17 protein-coding genes are annotated in these 23,811 nt (G+C 71.4%); 8 read left to right on the top strand and 9 right to left on the bottom strand.

The window, feature by feature from the left end; translation table 11 throughout:
* The first annotated feature begins 805 nt into the window (after window positions 1-805).
* A complete protein-coding gene (locus ACGFRF_RS25110) occupies window positions 806-2,911 on the top strand; it encodes a BTAD domain-containing putative transcriptional regulator (protein ID WP_393743458.1) in 2,106 nt (701 codons plus the stop codon).
* 148 nt (window positions 2,912-3,059) lie between these two features.
* Here ACGFRF_RS25110 and ACGFRF_RS25105 read toward each other — a convergent pair whose 3' ends face one another.
* Together ACGFRF_RS25105 and ACGFRF_RS25100 are read right to left on the bottom strand one after the other, a co-directional pair.
* On the bottom strand, window positions 3,060-4,205 hold the full coding sequence (locus ACGFRF_RS25105) for an LLM class flavin-dependent oxidoreductase (protein WP_393743456.1): 1,146 nt from the start codon (window positions 4,203-4,205) through the stop codon (window positions 3,060-3,062).
* Window positions 4,206-4,387: 182 nt separating this feature from the next.
* Window positions 4,388-4,900 (bottom strand): sigma-70 family RNA polymerase sigma factor, encoded by a 513-nt coding sequence (locus ACGFRF_RS25100; RefSeq protein WP_393743454.1) that lies wholly within the window; start codon window positions 4,898-4,900, stop codon window positions 4,388-4,390.
* Between the two features lie 561 nt (window positions 4,901-5,461).
* On the opposite strand from ACGFRF_RS25100, the gene ACGFRF_RS25095 reads away from it, so the two are divergent.
* The gene (locus tag ACGFRF_RS25095; protein ID WP_393743452.1) at window positions 5,462-5,899 is read left to right on the top strand and encodes a cupin domain-containing protein; all 438 of its coding nucleotides are present in this window, start codon (window positions 5,462-5,464) and stop codon (window positions 5,897-5,899) included.
* Between the two features lie 218 nt (window positions 5,900-6,117).
* Here ACGFRF_RS25095 and ACGFRF_RS25090 read toward each other — a convergent pair whose 3' ends face one another.
* Window positions 6,118-6,648, bottom strand: a complete 531-nt coding sequence (locus ACGFRF_RS25090; protein ID WP_393743450.1) for an MEKHLA domain-containing protein — start codon at window positions 6,646-6,648, stop codon at window positions 6,118-6,120.
* A 323-nt stretch (window positions 6,649-6,971) separates the two neighbouring features.
* On the opposite strand from ACGFRF_RS25090, the gene ACGFRF_RS25085 reads away from it, so the two are divergent.
* The gene (locus ACGFRF_RS25085; protein WP_393743448.1) at window positions 6,972-11,072 is read left to right on the top strand and encodes a discoidin domain-containing protein; all 4,101 of its coding nucleotides are present in this window, start codon (window positions 6,972-6,974) and stop codon (window positions 11,070-11,072) included.
* 93 nt (window positions 11,073-11,165) lie between these two features.
* Here the strand turns inward: ACGFRF_RS25085 and ACGFRF_RS25080 are convergent, their stop codons facing one another.
* Window positions 11,166-11,564 carry a 6-pyruvoyl tetrahydropterin synthase family protein gene (locus ACGFRF_RS25080; protein WP_393743446.1) on the bottom strand — a complete coding sequence of 133 codons (399 nt, stop codon included), beginning with the start codon at window positions 11,562-11,564 and terminating at the stop codon, window positions 11,166-11,168.
* Window positions 11,565-11,865: 301 nt separating this feature from the next.
* Here ACGFRF_RS25080 and ACGFRF_RS25075 point away from each other — a divergent pair, with 301 nt between their 5' ends.
* From ACGFRF_RS25075 to ACGFRF_RS25065, 3 genes are all read left to right on the top strand, one after another.
* A complete protein-coding gene (locus ACGFRF_RS25075; protein ID WP_393743444.1) occupies window positions 11,866-12,441 on the top strand; it encodes a YbaB/EbfC family nucleoid-associated protein in 576 nt (191 codons plus the stop codon).
* Between the two features lie 304 nt (window positions 12,442-12,745).
* A complete protein-coding gene (locus ACGFRF_RS25070; RefSeq protein ID WP_393743442.1) occupies window positions 12,746-13,510 on the top strand; it encodes an MBL fold metallo-hydrolase in 765 nt (254 codons plus the stop codon).
* 323 nt (window positions 13,511-13,833) lie between these two features.
* Window positions 13,834-14,403, top strand: coding sequence for a hypothetical protein (locus tag ACGFRF_RS25065; RefSeq protein WP_393743440.1), 570 nt, complete (start codon window positions 13,834-13,836; stop codon window positions 14,401-14,403).
* 459 nt (window positions 14,404-14,862) lie between these two features.
* Here ACGFRF_RS25065 and ACGFRF_RS25060 read toward each other — a convergent pair whose 3' ends face one another.
* The 3 genes from ACGFRF_RS25060 to ACGFRF_RS25050 form a co-directional block, all read right to left on the bottom strand.
* Entirely contained in the window at window positions 14,863-15,465 is a 603-nt protein-coding gene (locus ACGFRF_RS25060) for a GPP34 family phosphoprotein (RefSeq protein WP_393743438.1), read from the bottom strand.
* Window positions 15,462-16,901 (bottom strand): dihydrolipoyl dehydrogenase family protein, encoded by a 1,440-nt coding sequence (locus ACGFRF_RS25055; RefSeq protein WP_393743437.1) that lies wholly within the window; start codon window positions 16,899-16,901, stop codon window positions 15,462-15,464. The genes ACGFRF_RS25060 and ACGFRF_RS25055 overlap by 4 nt, the downstream gene beginning before the upstream one ends.
* A gap of 100 nt (window positions 16,902-17,001) precedes the next feature.
* Window positions 17,002-17,448 carry a VOC family protein gene (locus tag ACGFRF_RS25050; RefSeq protein ID WP_393743435.1) on the bottom strand — a complete coding sequence of 149 codons (447 nt, stop codon included), beginning with the start codon at window positions 17,446-17,448 and terminating at the stop codon, window positions 17,002-17,004.
* Window positions 17,449-17,905: 457 nt separating this feature from the next.
* Here ACGFRF_RS25050 and ACGFRF_RS25045 point away from each other — a divergent pair, with 457 nt between their 5' ends.
* A complete protein-coding gene (locus ACGFRF_RS25045) occupies window positions 17,906-18,817 on the top strand; it encodes an SGNH/GDSL hydrolase family protein (RefSeq protein WP_393743433.1) in 912 nt (303 codons plus the stop codon).
* 72 nt (window positions 18,818-18,889) lie between these two features.
* Here the strand turns inward: ACGFRF_RS25045 and ACGFRF_RS25040 are convergent, their stop codons facing one another.
* Window positions 18,890-19,087 (bottom strand): hypothetical protein, encoded by a 198-nt coding sequence (locus ACGFRF_RS25040; RefSeq protein ID WP_393743431.1) that lies wholly within the window; start codon window positions 19,085-19,087, stop codon window positions 18,890-18,892.
* A gap of 107 nt (window positions 19,088-19,194) precedes the next feature.
* On the bottom strand, window positions 19,195-19,620 hold the full coding sequence (locus tag ACGFRF_RS25035; protein WP_393743429.1) for an organic hydroperoxide resistance protein: 426 nt from the start codon (window positions 19,618-19,620) through the stop codon (window positions 19,195-19,197).
* A gap of 315 nt (window positions 19,621-19,935) precedes the next feature.
* On the opposite strand from ACGFRF_RS25035, the gene ACGFRF_RS25030 reads away from it, so the two are divergent.
* Window positions 19,936-23,706: a S8 family serine peptidase gene (locus ACGFRF_RS25030; RefSeq protein WP_393743427.1), complete on the top strand. Its 3,771-nt coding sequence runs from the start codon at window positions 19,936-19,938 to the stop codon at window positions 23,704-23,706.
* Window positions 23,707-23,811: the final 105 nt, after the last annotated feature.

Raw genomic sequence — 23,811 nt, 5'->3', positions numbered from 1 at the left:
CCCACACCGCCCACACGGGGACGCGTGTACACGTGTCGGGGTGACCGAGGTGATGTGCCGCCCGCTCTGAGAACCTCCGACTGTCACCTCGACATGATCCACCATGCCGGTCGGATCCACACCCCCGCGGACGGTGCACGGTTCCTCATCCCCCTTGGAGTCACCGTCTTGACCGGTGACGTCGAATGGGGACATCATAACTCCCGCCCCCATTCGGCACGCCTGGCGAGGTACATATGCCGGTCCTACACGCCCGAGGTCCGATCGCGGTCGCCGAGCGCCCACGGTCGACGGGTCGACGCGTGCACACCTACCGTCATGTGACGCATCGAAGACCCGGACGGCAGGGGAACGGCAAGTCGACAGACTGATACACCGGCGGTCGCGCCACTGCCATGCTTGCCCTGTGACTCCCTGCCGACCTCACAACGGACAGGCCGTCCGGACAAGCTGTCCTGTAGTAGAGTCGGACCCTAAACGGACCACAAAGTCCACTTTCGGGCGTGCCGTGTCAGAAGCGTCTCCGCCTTCCGGGGCCGCGGCACGGCAGACGGCCGGGGCAGCACCGTCCCTGCGACCGAACACGTCAACCGACAGTGGTGGGGCCCGGACACGCCCGTCCCGTGCGCCCGTTCCACTGCCCGTTCCTCCGGGGGGCCATGACATGTCTGACGTCCCTTCAGACATGCCGGAAACACCCTCGCGGCGTACGGCCCCGTCCCGGACTGGAGCGGTGACCCGATCGGACGGGCGACCAGCGGCACGACGTAAGAATGACGAGGCCAGCGGCGAGATGGACGCGACAGTGCGCTACTCAATCCTCGGCACCGTGCGGGCATTGCGTGGTGACACCGAGATCGACCTGGGCCCCCCGAAAAGACTGGCCCTGCTCGCCCTGTTGCTGCTGCGTGCCCCCGGCCCGCTCACGGTGAGCGAAGCGGTGGACATCCTGTGGGACGACGAGCCACCGGCCAGCGCCGTCAATGTGGTGCACCGGCACATCGGCGCGCTGCGCAGAACACTCGAACCCGAACTTCGCAGCAGGACGCACGCGGCACACCTGGTGCGCGCCGCCGACGGATACCGCCTGCTGGTCGACACCTCGACCTCGGATCTGCTGCAGTTCCGCGACCTGCGCGCGCAGGCACAGCTCGCGCTCAGGGGCGGCGCGCCGGCGCAGGCCGCGCAGGACTTCATGGAAGCGCTGCGGCTGTGGCGAGGTCCGGCCGTCGCCGCCGGCACCTATGTGGCCCAGCATCCGGTGTTCACGTCGGTGGGGCACGAGTTCGTCGCGACGGTGAAGGAGGCGGCCGACGCCGTCCTCACGGCGGCGCCCGCACTGATCGAAGAAGTGCTGACGATGCTGCGCCGCGCTGTGCAGTGCCACCCTTTCGACGAGGCCCTGCACTGCCGGATCATCGCCGCGCTGGCCGCCAGCGGCCGGCAGGCCGCCGCCCTGGAACAGTTCGAGAGCATCCGCCGAGGGCTGGCCGAGGAACTGGGCGTCGAACCCGGGCCCGAGCTGCGCGCCGCCCAGCAGCACCTGCTCCAGCGCCGAATCGCCGCCCGTACGGACCATCCGGCACCGCAGCCCGTGGGCGCCGACAGGCCGGCCCAGTTGCCCGCGGACTGCCTGTCCTTCGCCGGCCGTCAGCAGGTACTGGGCCAGTGCCTGGAACTGCTGCCGCTGGAGGGTGAGAGCCGGCCGCCCACGATGACCGCGGCCATCTGCGGCATGGCGGGTGTCGGCAAGACGACGCTGGCCGTGCACTGGGGCCACCTGGTGGCCGACCACTTCCCCGACGGCCAGATCTATGTGGACCTGCAAGGTCACCACCCGTCCCAGGCCCCCCTGGAACCAGGCGCGGCCATCGCCGAGGTCCTCGACGCCCTCGGCGTGGAGAACAACCAGTCGTACCCGAGTGCCACCGCCCTCGGCGCCGCCTACCGCAGTGCCCTGGCCGGACGCCGGCTGCTGCTCGTCCTGGACGACGCGGTGGACTGCGAACAGGTACGGCCGCTCCTGCCCGCCACGCCGGGATGCCTCGCGATCGTCACGAGCCGACGGCGGCTGGAGGGCCTCGCCGTCACCGACAACGCCCGGATCATCACACTCGAGCCCATGACCCGGCAGGAGGGTCTCGAACTGCTCGACCGGCGGCTGGGCACGGACCGGACCCGGGCCGAGCGCGCCGCCGCGGAGGAGCTGGTGGAGTTGTGCGGCGGGCTGCCGCTGGCACTGGCCGTCGCCGGAGCCCGTGCCCTGACGCGGCCGCAGTTCCCGCTGGCCGCGCTCACGGCCAGGCTGCAGGACACAGCTGACAGCCTCGACGCCCTGTCCAGCCGGGACGCCCGCACGAACACCCGCGACGCCTTCCACCGCTCCTACGACGCTCTGGGCAGCAGCGCCGCGAGACTGTTCCGGCTACTCGGCCTGCACCCCTCGCGGGACATCGCCCTGCCGGCCGCCGCCAGCCTGGCGGGCACCGATCTGCGCAGGACCCGGCAGGACGTGGCCGAGCTGATGGACCATCACCTGCTCGTCGAGCTGGTCGCAGGGCGGTACACCTGTCACGAACTGCTGCGCACCTACGCCGCGGAACTCAGCTCGCTCCTGGATTCGCCGAGTGCGCGGTCGGAAGCGGTAGCCCGGATGGTCGAGCACTATCTGTACAGCGCCGAGGCCGCCACGGCGCTGCTCGCACCGCACCGCAGCACCGTGATCCTGCCGCCGCCGCGGCCGGGTGTCCGTCCCCAGCACTTCGGCGGACCCTCGGACGCCGCCGAGTGGATCGTCGCCGAGCAGTACCTGCTGCCCGAACTCTCCCGCTCGCTGGGTCACTACCCGAGAGGCGAGACCTTCCGGCGCCAACTGACCTCGGCACTGGAAATGTGCGTCACGACCCGGTAGAGGTCGTCGCCGGGGACATGGGATGGCTCGCCCCGCGTCCGCCGGCCGGGACCGGTCGGCGTGCCTGTCGCGGGGCCTGTCGCAGGGAGGCTCTCCGGGAGACGCGGCACCGCGCCGCGGATCGCCTGTGATCACATGCGTGCGGGGGTCACACGTGCGCCGCGGTCAGGGCGAACTCCTCCGCCACCAGCGCGTAGGAGAGCCTGCGGGCCGGGAAGTCGTGGATCATCGACGTCAGCATCAGCTCGTCGGCGCCGGTGCGCCGCTGCAGGTCCGTCAGACCTGCGCGGACCGCCTCCGGCGTCCCGTGGACGACGGTGCTCAGCAAGAGGTCCGTGATCCGGCGCTCCTCGGCGGTGTACGAGTGCTTCGCCGCCGTCTCCGCGGAGGGCAGCGCAGTCTGCCTCCCCTGCCGGGCGAGCGCCAGCATCAGCGCACCCGACCGGGCCAGGGACAGGGCCTCCGGCTCGGATCCGGCACAGACGACGTTGGCGGAGACCATCAGGTACGGCGCGTCCAGCGTCTTCGAGGGGCGGAACTGGTCGCGGTACGTCTCGACGGCCTTCGGAACCTGGGCCGCGTTGATGTGGTAGGCGGCGGCGAAGGGCAGCCCGAGCCGTGCGGCCACCATCGCCCCCGTCGTCCCCGATCCGAGTACCCACACCGGCAGGCCGGGCGCCCCGGGCACCACATGCACGTGATCTCGGGTGTACGGGTGGTCCGCCGGGAAATCGGTCCTCAAGAAGCCCAGGACCTCGTCCAGTTGGTCCCGGAAGGCGTCCGCTCCGGGGTCCTCACCGCTGCGGCGCAGCGCCTGGGCGACACTGGGAAGACCGCCCGGGTTACGGCCGACCCCCAGGTCGATGCGCCCGGGGTGCAGGGCGTTGAGCACACCGAACTGCTCCGCCACCACAAGCGGCGCGTGGTTGGTCAGCATGACTCCGCCCGAGCCGAGCCTGATGCCACTGGTCACGCCGGCGAGGTGGGCGAGCAGCACCGCGGGAGCCGGGCTCGCCGACGCGGGGAAGCTGTGGTGCTCGGCGACCCAGAAGCGGCGGTAGCCCCAGCGCTCGGCCGCCTGCGCCAGCGCGGTGGTGTGGGCAAGCGCCTCGGCGGCGCCGGTGCCCTCTCCCACCACCGAGAGGTCGAGGATCGAGAGCGGAGCCGGGGCACTTCCGTGCGGCCGGGCGGCCGCCGCCGCGGTGCTCCCCACCGCGGCGTCTGCCACCGCCGTGGTCGGCGCCGCCGCCGTGGTTCCGGTGTGAGCATCGCCGGGTACTGCCGTGTGTTCCATGTGCCACTCTCCCTGCCGAGATCCCCAAATGGACTCAGAAGTCCACATACTCGGGCCAGCTTAAGCGGACCCATGGGTCCGGTCAAACGCGGGAGGGAAGATCCTCAGGTACGGCCACCCACCGCGCCGGGCTCACCGCCAGTCGGCCCGCCAGTGGCCCGCGCGCGTTTGGACAACGATGTCTAAGCCGCCTCGGGTCGCACGACGGCACGCAGCTTGCGCAGCGCGTTGTGCTGGCGGCTCTTGACCGTGCCGGCCGGCACGCCGAGGATGCCGGCGGTTTCCTGGATGGTGCGGTCACACAGATAGATGTGCACCAGCACGGCCCGGTGTTCGGGAGACAACCGGCGCAGCAGCGGCCTCACCACCAGGGCGTCGTGCACCGCCTCGGTGCCGTCGGTGCCCGATACGGGGTCGTTGTAGGTGTCTCCCACGACTTCCCTTCGGGCGTGGGGCTTGCGCACCCAGTCGATGACCAGATGCCGGGTCACGGTGAAAAGCCAGCCGCGGACCGATCCGTCCATCCCGACCAGGCGGTCGATGTTCCGCCAGGCCCGGATGATCGTCTCCTGGACGATGTCCTCGGCCAGTCCGTGGTCGCCCAGCATCTTCTCGGCGTACGAGACAAGGCCGTCCCGGTGTTCCCTCATGATCGTGCCGAGCAGGTCGGACCGGGACATAGCCGTGAGGGGCATAGCCATAGTGTTCTGAACCATCCTGGTTCTCTGTTGTGCGGCGACCGGGGGCCGGATGTAACCCCCGCATTCGCACTGTAGGCACCGGCAAGTGCCAGAAAACTGCTGCATTTGTGTCGCCGCAGTGCCGCGTCCCCGTCCAACCGGAACATGTGAGCGGACGCTGTCCGGGACGGGCCAGAGTATGCCCTCTCACCAGGCGGTTTTCCGCTCCGCACGGTATTTCCCGCTCTTAACAGGATCCAAACATCTACGAGCGGTGAGTTGTATGTCACGTACGTCGAGCCGCCTTGACCGCCGAACGGCGCGTTGCCAAAAGGTAAACACATGTAATCGTCGTGGGGCAATCGGGTGGAGAGTGTGGGGGCCCGCCCGGTCCGGCCACATGTGTGACACTGTCTGCTCGACACGCGAAGCGCGCGGCACGGTGCGGACCCGCAGGGCCACCGGTGCCGACAGCGCCGGTCATGAACGCGTGTTCCACGAGCCAGTGCGCCGGCCCGCCCGGACCCTCCGGCCCCTGCCGGCGCGCTGTGGATCCACCTGAAAGGTTTGACCCACATGCGCAAGAACCTGCTGCGCCTGGGAGTGACCATGGCCGCAGCCGTCGGCCTCTCCCTCGGCGCGAGCACCGCCTTCGCCACACCGGCCGGTCCGGGTGTGAAGGGCACGATCATCTCCCAGACGACGTTCGGCGGGAAGGACTACGTCCTGCGACAGATCACCATTCCCCCGGGCCAGAGCACAGGCTGGCACTACCACGACGGAACCGTCTACGGTTTCGTCCAGCACGGCACCCTGAGCCACTTCGACTCCGACTGCGCCTCCGACGGCGTGTACAAGGCCGGGAGCAGCATCACGGAGCCGTCCGGCGCCGAGCACGTGCACATCGGGCGCAACCTCGGCACCACCGACGTCGTCCTCGACGTGCTGTACGTCCTGCCGCACGGCGCCCCGCTGTCGGAGGACGCCCCCAACCCGGGCTGCGACTTCCAGTAGGCCCCGGACCGACCCGGCACCCGCGGCCCCGGCGCCTCCGCTGCTCACGCGGCTCAGGCCGCGTAGGCCACTCGCTTACGCGGCTCAAGCCGCTCAAGCGGCTCACGGGGCTATGCGGCTCCCACGGCGCCACCCGGGCCGGTGCGATCCCCTGTGCGCGAGCCCGCCACGGCAGCAATCCGTGGCGGGCTCGCCGCGCGAGAAGGCCCACGGACGGGTCACCCGACCGGCGACCAGGAGCGGAACACCGCGGCCTGGCCGTGGATCCTGCCACGGCTGTCCATCAGATCCCACATGGTCACGTCCTCGATCCAGAAGGGGCGGCCGTCCTTGCCGACACGGATCCCCCGGTAACCGGTGGCGTAGTGGTCGGCCCGCACGGCGCGCACGAAGGCGTCCCGGTCCCGCTGGCCGTCCGGGCGCGCGGACAGCCTGGACGGCATTCCGACGAACTCGTCCCAGGAGTAGCCGAAGCGCTCCTGCGCCGTGCTGTTGGCGTAGACGAAACGCGGATCGGCGGAGGAGTCGTGCGCGAGCAGACCGAACGGCGCCCGGTCGTGCAGCCACAGCGCGGCCTCCTGATCGGTGTCCCACCGCACCGGGCACAGCGGCTCGCCCACCAGCCGCAGATGGCTGGAGAGCAGCAGAGCGGCGAACGCGGGGTCCGAGGCCGGCACGTTCAGCGTCACCTGCCCGCCGCCGTCATCGAAAGAAGCCCTCGGCTCGCCGCCGTCATCGAGGGAAGTCATCACCGTTCACATGTTCCTTTGTCTGGCACGGGTCGGCGTCCGATGGTCACACGTGTGGCGGCGGGGAGCACAGTGGCCAAGGCCCAGGCGCCCCCACCGCCCGGCCCCCGCGCCACACCGCCCGTCCCCACAACGCGCCCCCGGACCGGGCCTGTCGCGGCCTCCGCCCAGCCCGCCCCACCATTCATCGGTGTCACAGGCCTTGACAGGGAAGTGTTCCCCGCAACAGCCTATGGCAACGTTGTCAGACCACGGGAGTCGCTCCGTACCCGGCAACACGCATGCCCGCTTCCGACCCACCCCTGTGATAGGACGGCTCACTCATGGCCGATCAGTCGAGTCCCTCGCAACGCCCCTCCCGGCGCGCCGTCGTCGCCACCGGCTCGACACTGCTGGCCGGGTTCAGCCTCGGCACGGTGTTCCCGTCGGCCGCCGGCGCCGCCGTACGCACCGGGACCGCGACCGAGACATCCGGCGGGCTCTCCGCGCCGGGGGAGATCGCCGCCTACCGCCCGGTCCGGGCCTCCTCGCAGGCCTACGCGCCCACCCCCGCCGGCTTCGTGGTGGACGCGATCCGCTCGCAGGGCGTGCGTGGCACCGGATGGCGTGCCGAGGCGGGCGATCCGCAGTGGATCGAGGTCGACCTCCAGGCGGAGTGCCGGGTCGACCGGATCCGGCTGACCTTCGAGGCCGACGCGAGCGACCCGGTGTTCACGCCGCCGACCAGCGGCAACCCCGCGCAGGGGACCACCGGCAAGGAGATCCTCTCCAGCTACGCGACCGAGTTCGTGGTCGAGACCTCTCGCGACCACGACTCCTGGACCAGCGTCCACCGCACCGCCGCCGGCACCGGCGGCGTGGTGGACATCCCGGTGGTGAAGCCCGTCACGGCGCGCTGGGTGCGGATGACGTCCCGCAGGCGCTCCAGCCCCAACCCCCTCGGCCTCAACGGGTTCGAGGTGTACGGCACCGCCCCGGCCCACCGCCCGCAGGCCACCGGCTGGACCGACTGGGGTACGCACCACGGCGAGGCTCCCGGGCTCACCGTGGCCGCCGACGGCACGGTGCCGCTGGAGTCGGGCTGGACGCTCACCATGGACGACTGGGCGGACGGCGACGGCGCGGCGCTGGCGAAGGCGGGCGTGGACACGAGCCGCTGGCTGCCCGCGACCGTACCCGGCACCGTGCTGGGCTCCCTCGTCGACCAGGGCAAGCTGCCCGACCCGGTCGCGGGGCTGAACAACCTGCGTGTGCCGGAGGCGCTGTCCCGGCACTCCTGGTGGTACCGGCGGGAGTTCGACCTGCCCCGCGGTCTGCGCACCGGCGCGGACCGGCACGTCTGGCTGGAGTTCGACGGCGTCAACCACAAGGCCGAGATCTGGCTCAACGGCCGCTCGGTGGGCGAGGTGACGTTCCCCTTCGCCCGCTCCGCCCACGACGTCACCGGCCTGCTGGCGGCCGAGGGCGGCAACGCCCTCGCCGTGCGGATCTCCCCCATGCCGGTGCCCGGCAGCCCCGGCGACAAGGGACCCAAGGGCGAGGCGTGGGTGGACGCGGGCGCCAACACGATGAACCTCAACTCGCCGACGTACCTGGCCTCCTCGGGCTGGGACTGGATGCCGGCCGTCCGTGACCGCGGGGCCGGGATCTGGAACCACGTACGGCTGAGATCGACCGGCCACGTCGTCATCGGCGACCCGCGCGTGGACACCGTGCTGCCCGCGCTGCCGGACCTGTCGGTGGCCGAGCTGACGGTGACCGTCCCGGTGCGCAACGCCGACTCGGCCGACCACGAGACCACCGTCTCCGCCTCCTTCGGCGACGTACGCGTCTCCCGCACGGTCACCGTCCCGGCCGGCAAGTCGGTCGACGTCGTCTTCGCGCCCGACGCGTTCGGCGCGCTGCGGGTGCAGGACCCCGAGCTGTGGTGGCCCAACGGCATGGGCGAGCCCACCCTGCACGACCTCACCCTGGTCGCCCGGACCGGCGGCACCGAGAGCGACCGGCGCACCACCCGTTTCGGCATACGGCAGTTCGGCTATGAGTACGACACCCCGCTGAAGTTCACGCCCTCCTCCGACGCCTGCACCCAGACCGTCCAGCTCGGGGCCCGGCGCGCCCGGCACGTCCGCGTCCGCTGTCTGACCCGGGCCACCGGCTGGGGCAGTTCGCTGTGGACGCTGTCCGTCTTCGACAGCGCCCGGCCGGGCGTCGACCTCGCCCTGCACGCCCCGGCCGAGGCCTCCAGCACCGACGAGGACGGCCACGGGCCGGCCAACGCCACCGACGGCGACCCGGGCACCCGCTGGTCCTCCGACTTCGCCGACGACCAGTGGATCCGCGTCGACCTCGGCTCCGTGCAGTCCTTCGACCGGGTCGACCTGGTGTGGGAGCAGGCCTACGCGCAGACCTTCGTGGTGCAGGTCTCCGAGGACGGCGAGCAGTGGACGGACGCCGCGTCCGTGGACAACACGGCCGTCCCGCTGCCCTTCAACAGCGGCGACGCCAGCCTGCGGGTGACCGACTTCGAGGCCCGCACCGCCCGTTACGTCCGCCTGTCCTGCGGCATCCGCAACACCAGCTGGGGCAACTCCCTGTGGTCCCTGGCGGTCGTCGACAGCACCAAGCCCGGTACCGACCTGGCCCTGCACCAGCAGGCCACGGCCTCCAGCGAGGAGGACGGCCACCCCGCCGCGCACGCAACCGACGGCAACGCGGGCACCCGCTGGTCCTCCGCCTACGAGGACCACCAGTGGATCCAGGTCGACCTCGGCTCCGCCCGGCGCTTCGACCGCGTGGCCGTCCTGTGGGAGCAGGCCTACCCGAAGACGTACACCATCCAGGTCTCCGACGACGGCGACGCCTGGACCGACGTCACGACCGTCTCCAACACCCCCGACCCGCTGAAGATCAGCGTCAACGGCGTCCGGGTGCTGGTGCGCGGCGGCAACTGGGGCTGGGACGAACTGCTGCGCCGTATGCCCGCCGAGCGGATGGACGCGGCGGTGCGGATGCACCGTGCCATGAACTTCACGATGATCCGCAACTGGGTCGGCAGCAGCAACCGCGAGGAGTTCTACGCCGCCTGCGACGCACACGGCATCCTGGTGTGGAACGACTTCCCCAACGCCTGGAGCATGGACCCGCCGGACCACGAGGCGTTCGTCTCCGTGGCCCGCGACACCGTGCTGCGCTACCGCATCCACCCGAGCGTGGCGGTGTGGTGCGGTGCCAACGAGGGCAACCCGCCTGCCGCGATCGACCAGGGCATGCGCGCGGCGGTCGAGAGCCAGGCGCCGGGGATCCTCTACCAGAACAACTCGGCCGGCGGCGTCGTCACGGGCGGCGGTCCCTACGGCTGGGTCGAGCCGGAGCGGTACTTCGACCCGTCGACGTACGGCAGCAAGGACTTCGGCTTCCACACGGAGATCGGCATGCCCGTCGTCTCCACCGCCGCGAGCACCCGCGCCATGGTGGGCGACGACGGGCCGGAGTGGCCGATCGGCGGCGCGTGGTACTACCACGACTGGAGCGAGCACGGGAACCAGGCGCCGCAGAACTACCGGGCCGCCGTCGAGACCCGCCTCGGCACGGCCCGCGACCTGGACGACTTCACGCGCAAGGCGCAGTTCGTCAACTACGAGAACTTCCGCGCCATGTTCGAGGCCTGGAACGCCAACCTGTGGGACAACGCCAGCGGTCTGATGCTGTGGATGTCGCACCCGGCCTGGCACAGCACGGTCTGGCAGACCTACGACTACGACTTCGACGTCAACGGCGCCTACTTCGGCTGCCAACGTGCCTGCGAGCCCCTGCACGTCCAGGCCGACCCCGTAAAGTGGCAGGTCATCGCGGTCAACCACACCCGCGAGGCGCTGAAGCGCGCGACGGTCACCGCGGAGACGTACGACCTGTCCGGCCGGCGGATCGCGAGCACCCGGCAGGCCCGCGTCGACGTGGACCCCGCCACGTCCGCGGCGGCCTTCACCGCTGCGCCCGCGGACGACCTGCCTGACCTGCACCTGCTGCGACTGACCCTCACGGACGAACGGGGACAGGTGCTGTCCCGCAACACCTACTGGCGGTGCCGCACCCCGCAGGCCCTGCGCGGCCTGGACCAGGTCCAGCAGGTCAGGCTGTCGGCCTCGCTCTCGCAGGTGTCGCGTCACGGAGGCCGCCGCGAGGCGACCGCCACCGTCCGCAACCGGGGGTCCATGGTCGCCGCCATGGTCCGGCTCTCCCTGCTGGACGCCGAGGACGGCGGCCGGGTGCTGCCCACGCTCTACGACGACAACTACCTGTGGCTGCTGCCCGGTGAGACGCGCACGGTCACGCTGTCCTGGCCGGCCGCCGCCCTGGCCTCGGGCCGGCCGAGGCTGCGGGTCGAGGGGTACAACACTCCCCCGGTCATGGTGCGCGGCTGACCACCCTGAGCCCGCGCCGCCGCTCCACGCGGCGGCGCGGGCCTTTCCATGTCGGTCACACGCCGTTCGGCGGCGCGGGCCTTCACCCGTCGGTCACACGCGCCGCTCGTAGGACGCCCACGCGATGTGCGACTCGTGCAACGTCACGGCCACCTCGCGGATCCCCCGGGCACCCTCCCCCAGCGCCCCCGCGTGGATCCGCTCGACCAGGCGGTCGGCGATCACCTTGGCGAGGTACTCCGTCGAGGTGTTGATTTGCTGGAACTGCTCCTCGTCATCGAGGTTGCGGTAGTTGAGCGCGCCCACCACCTTGCCCAGTTCCGCGGTGGCGAGACCGATGTCCACGACGATGTTGTCGTCGTCCAGGTCGGGGCGCCGGAACGTCGCGTCCACGACGAACGTCGCACCGTGCAGCCGCTGGGCGGGCCCGAAGACCTCACCCCGGAAGCTGTGGGCGATCATCATGTGGTCACGTACGGTGATGCTGAACAAGAGTCCTCCAAGGTGGGGCCGCGGACCGGCGCGACAAGAAACCTGGCGCACCTGTGACGGGATGTTTTCATACCTGGCCGCGGACCAGTGAAAGCGTTTCCGGTTCCTCCCGCATGTGAACCAAGTGCGCCGTCGGCTCGTGTCCATCATGTGTCTGAAGGCCCCATGGCCCGGTTCCACCCTCGGAGATCGCCGGGCCGGGACGCGAGCAGACGCCCGGAACGTGTCCGCGGCAAACGCGGCCGCCCGGCCGTTTCGAGGTCATGCCGCCCGCGGGTGGCTTCACCGGCAAAGGAGGACGATGGACGAGCCACCGGGGAGCCGTCTGGAGAAGGCCCTTGCTGACTTCGCCGAGCAGTACGGTGTGCTGAACAGGGCCCGGGAGCAGATGAGGGCACTGTCGGTGACGGCGCGTTCCAAGGACGGCCTCGTGGAGGTCACCGTGGGCGCCGACGGCCGCGCTGCGGGCGTGCACTTCCTGAGCAATCGGTTTCGCGAGCTGGCCGCCCCCCAGCTGGGTGACAGCGTCCTGGAGGCGCTGACGACGGCCCACGCCGAGTTCGCGGCCCGCGCCACCGCCGTACTGACGGCCGCGAACCTCCGGCTGCCGGTGGCCGTGGAAGGCGCGAGCGAGGACGATCCGCTCTGCCCCGAGGCGCTCCGCGAGGCACCGGCCGTGTGCTGGCACCGCCTGGTCCGTCAGGCCCGGGCACTGACGGCCGGTCCCGTCCCGGTCCACGACTCCGCGTATGCCAGGCCGTTGTGGGGCCGCCCCGGTCCTCGGTCCGTCTCCCCGCACACTCCCTTGCCGTCGGAGCTGCACGAGGCCGTCGTGGCACTGAGAGAAGCCGTGTGCGATGCCGTGTGCGACTCGTGAGAACGCGTCCCCGCCAGCGGGCGTCGGTGGTCGAGGACCATAGACCACATACCGAACAACATGCGCATACGTTGCTATCGTGTCGCCAGGGTTTCGTGCATCACCGAGGAGGCCGGTGACATCATGCTGGGCCCGCCGAAAGCCACCCCGGCCGACCTCCAGAGCAACAGTCAGTGATACGACGGGGACCCGCTACGGGCGGCGTCACGACGGCGTTGTCCGGTCGTCGTCCGCGCTCAGGCAGGTGCGTGAGCCGGATCGCGCCCAGCTGTCCCCTATTTTTCCATCGAGGAGCCATACGGCCATGCCGAGAATTCTGCGCGACGACGACATCGTCCGTGTCCAGGACAACGTCTACGCGGTGTCCGGCAGCAACACCAACTGGGTGATCGTCAAGGACGGCGACAGCTGCACCCTGATCGACACCGGCTACCCCGGCGACCGCGACGCCGTGCTGGCCTCGCTGCAGGCGGTCGGGCTGAACCCGCGTTCCGTGGCCGCCGTCCTGGTCACGCACGCGCACAACGACCACATCGGTGCGGCCGAACACCTGCGCGCCGCGTACGACGTACCCGTCCTCATGCACCAGGACGAGGTGCCGCACGCCCGCCGCGACTTCCTCGACCAGGTCTCCATCGGACAGGTACTCGCCCAGGCATGGCGGCCCGGCGTGCTTCCGTGGGCCGTGCACGCCCTCCGCGCGGGCGGAACCACCCATGTTCCGGTCCGCGAGCCGCAGGCCTTCCCCGTGCCGGGAGCCCTGGACCTGCCCGGCGCCCCCACTCCCGTGCACACACCCGGGCACACCAAGGGGCACTGCGCCTACCACCTGCCCGGCAGCGGCATCCTGATCAGCGGTGACGCTCTGGTGACCGCGCACCCCACGTCACGGATCAGCGGTCCGCAACTGCTGCCCGACATGTTCCACACCGACCGCGCCAGGGCTCTCGACTCCCTGGCGGCGTTGGAGGGGATCGACGCGGACACCATCCTGCCGGGCCACGGACCCGTGCACCACGGTTCGGTCGAGGAAGCAGCCCTGACCGCCCGCGAGCACGCGGCGATGTGACCCCGCGGATCAGGGGGACGAGGCGACACCCCGTCCCCCTGATCCGCCACGTCCTCCGGACACCCATCTGTCCCCAAAAGGGCGTTGGACGGTTCGAGGACACACTCACCGGGCAGTCTGTCCGGGGGGAACCTCGTGCGGGTGGTGGTCCCGCCCCGCCAGCCGTGGCAAAAAGATGCACTTGGTACATGCACGGGGCACATGGCGCTTATCGTGAAGAGTGAACATGCCCGGCGAACTGTCTGGCGTCGACACTTATCTGCACGGGACCCTCGGCGTGGGTACCATGCGCAACGTCATCCATATCGAGGGAGTGAACGGTTGTGACCAGCCAATCAGCCGCCACGCTCCGGTCGCGGTACGTGGAACAAGCCGCGTCGGACCTGGAGGAGAACCGCCGGCGACAGCAGGAGCTGGAGGAAAGGATCAGGGTGTTGAAGCAGGAGGAGGCCCTCCTGGCGGACATCCTGAACCTCGCCGAGCGGTACGAGGGCTTCGCGGACCCGTCACGTCTGCCCGAGCAGCTGCAGGACGAGCCGGTCCTCGCGAAGGCAAAGCCTGCCTCCGGAGCCGCTTCGCGGCGTTCGGCGTCGGTCAGCACCGCTGCGAAGGGCAGGACGGCGAAGGCCGGTGCGAAGGGGAAGTCGCACCGACCTCTGCTCGGGGACCTGCTGGCGGATCTGCTCGCCGGCCACGACGAGCCGCGCCTGGCCAAGGAGCTGCGGGACGAGCTGCTCGAGAAGCACCCGGACCGCAACCCCACGCCGCAGGTCGTGCGCAACACCCTGGAAGCCCTGGTCGCCAAGGGCCGCATCCGGCGTCACAAGCAGCAGCGTTCCGTCATGTACACCCTGGTGAAGCCGGCCCCGGCCGCGGCGGACGCCGCCGGCTGACACCTGTCCGCCCGTCCCGCCGGCCGTGGTCCCGCCGCCGGACACCGGTACGTGTCCGGTGCGGCGCGCTTCGCCACGCGGGACGGGTGAGCCACCTTCGGGCGGTGCGGCAAGGATGCCACCGCCGCCGCGACGCCCCATCTCGCGGTTCCCGTCGGCAAGCTCGACACCGGTCTTCACAAGCGCATCTTTCTCCTCATGACGGCGCCGACGCGCGCAGCCGCCCCGGGATCCCCTCCGTTCTCCCTATGTCCACGAACGGACGGGGCCGAAAGGTTCACGCGGAGCTGTCTCCGCGTCCGGCCAAGTCGGCGGGTCCACCAGCGAACGCGGGCGCCGTGAGAGGTCCGGACCGGCCGCCGCGCCGTCTGCGTCAACGCGGCGGCGCAGTCCACGTTCGCTCCTGTGTGTGGTGACCGCCTCTCCACGGCGACACACATCTCCGGCCGCCGGTTGGTCTCAGCCCCGCCATATGTTGTCGAACGCGGCGTTCTCGACGTCCCTGCGCAGCCGCAGCGCCTCCAGTCGCGTCACCGCCTCGCCGACGGCGGCCAGCACCGTCGCGACCGCGTCCCCGATCGGGCTCTCGCCCTCTTCCGACGGTTCGGCCCCGATTCCCGCGGCCGCCATCAGAGCGCCCAGGACGGGCTCGCCGGACCTCCGGCGTTCCTCGGCGCGGGCACGCTCCGGCGAATCCGCCAGTACGGCCCGCCCGGACCACAGGTGGAAGCCATGGTGCCGGGGGTGGCTGACGAGTCCGGCCCGCTCCAGGTCGTCGACGTAGGCCGAGGCCAGCTCGTGGCCGCGGCGCCACAGCCAGTCCTCGACCGTCTCGTCCGGCCGCTGCCGGGCGAGCGAGGCGGCCGCCTGGTCCAGCAGGCGGTCACCCGTCGCCACCGGCCCGTCGGCGACCATGCGGTCGCCGTCCACAGTCAGCGCCCCGCTCTCCAGCAGATCGAGCGCCTCGGCGCCCGCGAGCGCGAGGGACAGGTCGCCCTGCTCCACGGGCTGGTCGGACGGCAGCCCCAGGGCGATGAGCGCGAGGTCCCGTGCGGTGGTCATGCGTCCCTCCAGGTCTCCAGGAGGCGCAGCCACACCTCGCTGATGGTGGGGAAGGCGGGTACGGCATGCCACAGGCGCTCGACCGGCACCTCCCCCGTGATGGCGACGGTGGCCGAGTGCAGCAGCTCGCCGACGCCCGGTCCGACGAAGGTGGCGCCGACGACGACGTGGCGGTCACGGTCGATGAGGACGCGGGCCCGGCCCCGGTAGTCGGGGCGGTACTGGTGGGCGCCCGCGAGATGGCCGATCTCGTAGTCGATGACGTCGACGGCGCGGCCGGCGCGCTCGGCCTGAACAGCGGTCAGACCGACGGAGGCGACCTCGGGGTCGGTGAAGACGACGCCGGGGACGGCCTCGAGGTCGGCCGTGCTGCTGTGCGGGGCCCAGCGACCGGTGACGGGTTCCTCGCCCCGAGCACGGGCGGCGATCACGGCTCCGGCGATGCGGGCCTGGTACTTGCCCTGATGGGTGAAGAGTGCCCGGCGGTTGACGTCACCTACGGCGTACAGCCAGTTCCCGGGGACGGCGGTGACGGTCAGGCTGTCGTCGGTGGGGAGCCAGTCACCGGGGGTGAGCCCCACGGTGCCGAGCCCGATGTCCTCGGAGCGCGGAGCGCGGCCCGTGGCGAAGAGGATCTCGTCGGCGGTGAGTTCATCGCCGTCCGACAGGGTGATCCGCACCTCGCCGTCGGCCAGCCGCCGCGCGGCGACGACCGAGACCTTGAACCGTACGTCCGCACCGGCCTCCCGCAGACGCTCGGTGACCAGTTCGCCCGCGAAGGGCTCCATGCGCGGGAGCAGCCCGTCCTCGCGGGCCAGCAGGGTCACCCGGCTGCCCAGGGCCTGCCAGGCGGTGGCCATCTCGACGCCCACCACACCGGCGCCCACGATCACCAGGTGCCCCGGCGGCCGCTGCGCGCTGGTCGCCTCCCTGCTGGTCCAGGGCCGCAACGTGTCGATCCCGGGCAGGTCGGGCAGGGCCGCACGGCTTCCGGTGCACACCGCGACGGCGTGCCGGGCCCGGAGCCGGACGGTGTCGCCGTCGGGTGTCTGCACCGACACCTCACGAACCCCTTCCAGGCGTCCGTGGCCGCGCAGCAGGTCGATGCCGGCCGACTTGATCCATTCGACCTGGCCGTCGTCCTTCCAGTCGGCGGACATGCGATTGCGGTGTGCCAGGACGGCCTCGACGTCCAGCGGGTTCTTCACGGCGGGGTCGAGCCCCGGCACGTGCATGGCGTCCGCGCGGAGCAGGGCGGGGCGCAGCAGTGCCTTGCTGGGCTCGCAGGCCCAGTACGAGCACTCGCCACCGGCCAGTTCGCTCTCGACGATCACGGTGCTCAGGCCGGCGGCGGTGGTGCGGTCCGCGACGTTCTCGCCGACCGGGCCCGCGCCGATCACGATGACGTCGTAGGTCCGGATGTTCTCGGTCGGCATGTGTCCTCCGGTGGATGCGTGCCGCTCGGATGGGGGTCGTGGGTGCCCGAAGATGGGCGGCCCCGGCGCGACGGGGAAGTCAGCCGCGCCGGGACCGGGCTCAGCGGCCGGGCGCGCGCTGGGTGACCTCCTGGAGGAACCACTCGTTGCCGTCGAGGTCCTTGAAGGCGGCGAAGGTGCCGTAGCTGGCCCGCTCCGGGTGCAGGCCCGGGACCCGGTGGGAGTCACCCGCGTGGTGGAAGGCGCCGGTCTCGTCGCGGAACGGTCCGGAGACCTCCACACCGCGGCCGGTCAGCTCCTCCTGGGCCTTCACGATGTCCGTGACGGTCAGTTGGAGGCCGTGGAGCGTGCCCGCCGGCTGCTCGGTGAGGCCCTCCCCGAAGATGACCGAGCACTCGGAACCGGGCGGCGTGACCTGCACGATCCGATAGCCGTCGTTGATCGGGAAGTCGGCGTCCAGACGCCAGCCCAGCTGCTCCACGTAGAAGCCCTTGGCGCGGTCCACGTCGGAGACGGGAAGTATGACGACTTCGAGCTTCATGTCCATGGCGGTGATCTCGCTTTCGGTTCGGATGTTGTGGTGGGTGTGTGGGCGGTGATGTGTGTGGTGCGCCGTCCCGGACCGAGCCGTCGGCGGTCCCCGAGAGCGGATGCGCCGAGCACGTACCTCCAGGCCGGTGCTCGCCGCGTTCGTCCTCACTGTCGTCCGGGAGCGGCATGTCCCGCATCAGTCACCTGACGGTGTGTCCTGGCCGGCCCGCGGCCTGCTGCCCTTAAGCTGTCCGGCCGGGCGGCCTAGGTGTTCCGGTTCCTCCGGCTCGACGGCGGTCACGTGTGCCGCGTTCCGGCCGACCGACCATCGGTGATCAATTCGTGACCGTCGCGGCCCGCACCTGACGGCCCCCGGATACGTGTGTCTGTTGGATGCCGTGGCCGCACAGGGATGTGTCGCGGCCCGCGTCCGAAGACCGATCGTCATCCGACCGAACACGAAAGGACAGATCTTGAGGAGACTGTTTCCCACCTCCCGCGCGGGACGCGCACTCACGGTGGGTGCCGCACTGCTCTCCGCCGGGGCGGCCCTCGCTCCCGCCGGTACCGCTGTGGCGAGCACGGCCACGGAGGGCCGGCACAAGCTGGATTACGTCGCTCTCGGTGACTCGTACGCCTCCGCGCCGCTCGTGCCCACCCAGGTCGACACGACCTGCCTGCGCTCCAGCCGGAACTACCCCTCGCTGGTGGCGGGGGCCCGCGGTGCGACGCTGACGGACGTCACCTGTTCGGGGGCCACCACCGCCGCCATGACGGCCCCGCAGGCCGACGGTGTGCCGGCCCAGTTCGACGCGCTCGACCGGGGCACCGACCTGGTCACGGTCACCATCGGTGGCAACGACATCGGCTTCTCGACCGTGCTGGGCACCTGTGTCCAGCTGTTGGGCAGCGACCCGGCGGGCGCCCCGTGCCAGACTCACTACACGGCTACCGGCGCGGACGAGATCTCGGACGCGATCGCCCGGACCGCGCCGAAGGTCGGGCAGGTGCTGCGCGGCATCCACCGCCGCGCGCCGCACGCCCGGGTCGTGGTGGTCGGCTACCCCGACCTCTTCCCCGAGGACGGCGTCGGCTGTACCAGCAGGAGCGTGCCGCTGGCCGCGGGTGACTTCGCCTGGCTCCGGGACAAGGAGAAGGAGCTGAACGCGATGCTGGCCCGCCAGGCGCGACTCGGCGGGGCGCGGTACGTGAACACGTACACGCCGACCGTCGGGCACGACCTCTGCAAGCCGACCGGCGAGCGCTGGATCGAGACCTTCGCCCCCGAGACTCCGGCGGCGCCGGTGCACCCCAATGCCACGGGTGAGAACGCGATGGCCGACGCCGTCGACGCGGCCCTTCCGCGTCACGCCGGGCGCCACTGACCTCCATGTCGTAGCGCGGTCCCCGACCCGGCCGGGAGTCCGGAAGGGCCACTCGTCCCTCCCGCCGGGTCGTCACGCAAGGCTGGAAGCCGCCGGGCCGTATCCCGACAGCACCGCGCTCTCCGCCCAGTTCCACACCTGCCTGTCGTCGGGCCACGCCCGCTCCGTGGGGCTTCCCGCGCGCCGGGGCACTTGCTCGTCGGCGACGGCGGAGACTCGGTCGTCGACGAAACGACGGTGTCCGGCCGTCCGTCGGAGTGTGAACGTCATGGCGGCCATGTCATGCCCTCGCTCTTGGGTAGGCGGTGCGGGTGTGGCCCGGGGAGCGGGTCCCGTGCCGGGGGAAGGGGCACGGGACCCGCGATCTGGGGGGGGGATCAGGCGGCGCTGGCGTTGATGGTGACGGGGATGTTGTCGCGCGTCGCCTTGGAGTACGGGCAGATCTGGTGGGCGGCGTGCGCGAGTTCCTCGGCGGTGGCCTGGTCCACGCCACCGAGCACGGGGCTGAGCACCGCGGAGAGGGAGAACTCGCCGTCGTCGCCGTGGGTGAGTGTGATCTCGGCGGTGATGGTGGTGCTGGTCAGCCGGATCTTGCGGGTGCTGGCGGCACGACGGAGGGCGCCGAGGAAGCATGCGGCCCAGCCGGCGGCCAGGAACTGCTCGGGGTTGGTCGCGGTGCCCGCGCCTCCCAGCTCCTTGGGGAGGGCGAGGCTGGTCTCCAGCAGACCGTCGGAGGAGCGGACGTGACCGCCGTTCCGGCCCTCTCCGTCGACGTCGACAACCGCGGTGTAGCTGACTGCCATGACTGGTGCTCCCCATCTGGATCGAAAGGTTCTCGGTCACCTCCTGCCCGGACACTTTCCGTGTCACCGGTTGAGGTGGTGACGTAATCATGGCAGGCGTTTGCGTCACCCGTCAAGACGGTGACTGATGTCTTTCGGCGGCTCGTCGGAGGCTTATCCCCCGGCGGCTGGCTTCGTCACGCTGCACGCGCCCCGCTGTCGCTGTTGTGACATGTCCCAGCTGTGCCACGGGGATCGAGTGACACCTGCCTCACGGCCGTCGGATTCTGTCGCGCAGATGAACGGCAGGCAGCGCGCCGGGAGGGCACGGAACCGATGAGACACGTCCGTTTGTTGGCGACCTTCGCAGCAGGGGTCGCACTGGCCACCGCGACGGCCACCCCGTCGCTCGCGGACCCACCGGGTCCACCGCTCGCCGCGAAGGTGAGCGGGGAACCGGGCAGCCGGGCGACCGTCCACCTGATCACGGGCGACAGCGTGACCGTGGCCAAGGGCCCGGACGGCCGGCAGACGGCCGCCGTACACCCCGGCCGGGGACGTTCCGGCGTCGTCTTCCACACCTTCGAACAGGACGGCCACCTCACGGTCCTGCCCGCCGATGCCGCTCCCCTCGTCTCCCAAGGCCGCCTGGACCGGGCGCTGTTCGACGTGACGGCCCTCGTCGCGCAGAGATACGACGACGCCCACACCGCGACGCTGCCCCTGATCGTCGGCGCATCCGGCCGAGCGGCGGCCCGGAGCGCGCGTCGCGTCACCGCGCTCGCCGAACAGGACGCTCCCACCCGCGAGTTGACCAGCATCGGCGCCGAGGCCCTGCACGTCGACAAGGGCGACCTGAGCCGTCTGTGGACCGAACTGCGGCCCCGGACAGCCGGGTCGAGGACATCGACGGGCGCCGAGGTACCCCGCGTATGGCTCGACGTCCGGGTCAGCGCCGACCTCGACCGCAGCACCGCCCAGATCGGCGCCCCACCCGTGTGGCAGCAGGGCGATCACGGCCAAGGAGTCAAGGTGGCGGTCCTCGACACGGGCGTGGACCAGACCCATCCGGACCTGGCCGGGCGGATCGTCAAGTCGGCCAACTTCTCGGACAGTCCGACCACCGGTGACTCCTTCGGACACGGCACCCACGTCGCGTCCATCGTGGGCGGCAGCGGCGCGGCCTCCGGCGGCGCCCGCAAGGGCGTGGCTCCCGGGGCGGACCTGCTCGTCGGCAAGGTGCTCGGCGACGACGGCAGCGGTTCCGCGTCCCAGATCATCGCCGGCATGGAATGGGCCGTGGCCCAGGGCGCCAAGGTCGTCAACATGAGCCTCGGCTCGGACGCCCCGAGCGACGGCACCGACGTCATGAGCCAGGCCGTCGACGAACTCTCGCGCACCAGTTCCACGTTGTTCGTGGCCGCCGCGGGGAACAGCGGCGAGCAGGGGGCCTCCACCATCGGTTCACCCGGCGCGGCCGACTCGGCGCTCACGGTGGGCGCGGTGGACCGCGCCGACGCGCTGGCCGCCTTCTCCAGCCGGGGTCCCCGCTCCGGCGACGGCGCCGCGAAGCCGGACGTGACCGCTCCCGGCGTCGGCATCGTGGCGGCCCGCGCCTCGGGCACCACACAGGGCGACGTGGTGGACCAGTACTACGTGGGCTTCTCCGGCACTTCCATGGCCACCCCCCATGTCGCGGGCGCCGCGGCACTCGTCGCACAGCGCCACCCGGACTGGACCGGCAGCCAGATCAAGGACGCCCTCGTCAGCACCGCCCGCACGATCACCGGCCAGAAGGTCACCGACCAGGGCGGCGGCCGCATCGACGTGGCCGCCGCGGCCCTCGGCGCGGTCACCGCGACGGGCAGCATCACCCCCCGACCCTTCCAACCGGGTGACAAGGCCCGGGACTTCGACCTGACCTACACCAACACCTCCGACGAAGCCGTCACCCTGGCCCTGCACCCCCGCCTCACGGACGCCGCCGGCCGCCCGGCCCCGGCGGACGCCGTCCGCCTCGCCCACTCCTCCGTACGCCTCCCCGCCCACGGAACCGTCGTTGTCCCCCTCACCGTCGATCCGGCCAAGGCCGGGCAGGGCACCTACTACGGCTACGTCACCGGCACCCCGGAAGGCGGTGCCACCCCCTCCGTGCACACCACGCTGAGCCTGATCGTGCACGGCCCGACGCACAAGCTGACCGTGCGGACGTACGACGAGAACGGCGACCGCGTCGCCGCTCAGCCGCTCATCTGGGGCCCCGGCGGATTCATGGGCTACACGGACCCCGACAACGGCGTCGCCGAGGTGGAGGAGGGCACCTACCAGGTGAGCCACACCTTCCTCAGCACCGCGCGGGACGGCCAGGAACTGCATGAGGTCGTCCTGCCCGAGGTGCGGGTCACCAGGGACACGACGGTCACCGTGGACGCCCGCAGAACCGTTCCGGTACAGATCCGCACCCCCAAGCCCGCCGAACAGCGCGGGGTGCTGAGCTACCAGACCTACCGCGAGATCGACGGCCGCGCCCTGATCCAGGGCACGATGTTCTTCGACATCGCCAAGCGCCTCTACGTCAGCCCCACTCCCCCGGTGCGGACGGGAACCTTCGAGTTCGCCTCCCGCTGGCAGCTCGTCGCACCGCTGCTCCAGGCACGGACCACCGGCCTGCCCGGCACGCTCGACGCCTACTACATGCCGGCCTCACCCCTCTTCGACGACCACGGCACCACCCTGCGCGCGGTCGACGCGGGCGACGCCGCCGCCCCGGCGCTCACCGGCGTACGCGGCCGGCTCGCCGTGCTCACCGACGCACAGGGCACCGGCCTGCAACCGGCCCTGGAACAGGCCGCGGCGGCGGGCGCCAGGGGCGTCCTCCTCATCCACTTCGACGACAACCCCTGGACCCGCTGGACCCCGGACGGCGAACGCTCGCCCCTGCCGGTCGTCCGCGTCGGGGCCACCACCGGAGCCGAGATCCTGAAGCGGATCCACCGCCGCACCACGGAGGTGACCTTCCGCGGCACGGCCCGCAGCCCCTACCTCTACGACGTCATGCAGGTGGCCAGAGAACAGATCCCCCGGCACGTCATCCACACGGTGTCCGCCCAAAACAGCGCCGTGGTGCACGCCACCTACACGGACAACGGCGGCAGCGGCTGGGCCGCCGAGCAGCGCTTCGCCCGGCGCCCCTACCAGGAGACGGCCTGGCTCCAGTACAACCGCTACGTCCCCACCGGCTTCACCCGCACCGAGTACGTCAGCGCCGGGGACACCATCTGGCAGCACCTCGTCCACCACACCACCGTGTACGACCCCGACCTGCCCCTGTCACTCGGCATGCGCGACACCCCCCGGACCTACCGGCCCAGAGCCCGGACCTCGGAGACTTGGCAGGGCGCCGTCGTCCGGCCGTCGATCCCCGCGGGCACCCCCGAGCCGACCGTGCGGCAGGGTGACGTACTGCGCCTGCGCATACCCGAGTTCACGGACTCGCAGTCCGGCCACTGGTCCCGCTTCCAGACCGACGGCGGCGGCATCGGCACCGGCCGCGCGCAGGCCACGAAGGACACGGTGACGGCCGCCCTCTACCGCGACGGGACGAGACTCACCGACCTGGAAACCGCCTGGGCCAACGTGGGCGTGCCGAGCGGACCCGCTAACTACCGCTTGGAGCTGGCCACTTCGCGTACCTCGCCCGACTGGGACTACGCGACCGCGACCAGCACGTCCTGGTCCTTCCGCTCCGGCTCCACCGACGAATCCACGCCGCTGCCCCTGCTCCAACTCGACTACGTAGTACCGGTCGACGCGCACAACACGGTCAACCGGGCAGGATCGTACGGCGTGGACGTCACGGTCCGCGCCCAGGACGGAGCGCCCCGCCCGGCCGGCCTGAGCGCGCGGGTGGAGATCTCCTACGACGACGGCCGCACCTGGCGTGCGACGGCCGTCCGTGACCGGGGCCATGAGACGTTCCGGGCCACGGTGGACCGTACGCACCACCGAAGCGGCACCGCCTATGTGACGCTGCGCGTCACCGCCCGGGACTCGGCCGGCAACAGCGTCCGGCAGACGGTCACCCGCGCCTGGGCGGAACACCGCTGAACCTCACGCATCAGGGGGGGGGGGGGGGGGGGGGGGGGGGGGGGGGGCCCCGCCCGCGCGGGGGGGGGGGGGGGGGGGGGGCTGGGGGGGGGGGGGGGCCCCGGC

This window comes from Streptomyces sp. NPDC048521 (genome assembly GCF_043199855.1).
GTDB lineage: Bacteria > Actinomycetota > Actinomycetes > Streptomycetales > Streptomycetaceae > Streptomyces.
Note: the sequence above shows the minus strand (reverse complement) of the source record. Positions and strands in the feature narration are given on the sequence as shown.

Bases quoted from the DNA above. Each gene is read 5' to 3' on its own strand.
- ACGFRF_RS25105 (WP_393743456.1), bottom strand. From the start codon at position 4,205: ATGGAACACACGGCAGTACCCGGCGATGCTCACACCGGAACCACGGCG.
- ACGFRF_RS25100 (WP_393743454.1), bottom strand. From the start codon at position 4,900: ATGCCCCTCACGGCTATGTCCCGGTCCGACCTGCTCGGCACGATCATG.
- ACGFRF_RS25095 (WP_393743452.1), top strand. From the start codon at position 5,462: ATGCGCAAGAACCTGCTGCGCCTGGGAGTGACCATGGCCGCAGCCGTC.
- ACGFRF_RS25090 (WP_393743450.1), bottom strand. From the start codon at position 6,648: ATGACTTCCCTCGATGACGGCGGCGAGCCGAGGGCTTCTTTCGATGAC.
- ACGFRF_RS25085 (WP_393743448.1), top strand. From the start codon at position 6,972: ATGGCCGATCAGTCGAGTCCCTCGCAACGCCCCTCCCGGCGCGCCGTC.
- ACGFRF_RS25075 (WP_393743444.1), top strand. From the start codon at position 11,866: ATGGACGAGCCACCGGGGAGCCGTCTGGAGAAGGCCCTTGCTGACTTC.
- ACGFRF_RS25070 (WP_393743442.1), top strand. From the start codon at position 12,746: ATGCCGAGAATTCTGCGCGACGACGACATCGTCCGTGTCCAGGACAAC.
- ACGFRF_RS25060 (WP_393743438.1), bottom strand. From the start codon at position 15,465: ATGACCACCGCACGGGACCTCGCGCTCATCGCCCTGGGGCTGCCGTCC.
- ACGFRF_RS25055 (WP_393743437.1), bottom strand. From the start codon at position 16,901: ATGCCGACCGAGAACATCCGGACCTACGACGTCATCGTGATCGGCGCG.
- ACGFRF_RS25050 (WP_393743435.1), bottom strand. From the start codon at position 17,448: ATGGACATGAAGCTCGAAGTCGTCATACTTCCCGTCTCCGACGTGGAC.
- ACGFRF_RS25040 (WP_393743431.1), bottom strand. From the start codon at position 19,087: ATGACGTTCACACTCCGACGGACGGCCGGACACCGTCGTTTCGTCGAC.
- ACGFRF_RS25035 (WP_393743429.1), bottom strand. From the start codon at position 19,620: ATGGCAGTCAGCTACACCGCGGTTGTCGACGTCGACGGAGAGGGCCGG.
- ACGFRF_RS25030 (WP_393743427.1), top strand. From the start codon at position 19,936: ATGAGACACGTCCGTTTGTTGGCGACCTTCGCAGCAGGGGTCGCACTG.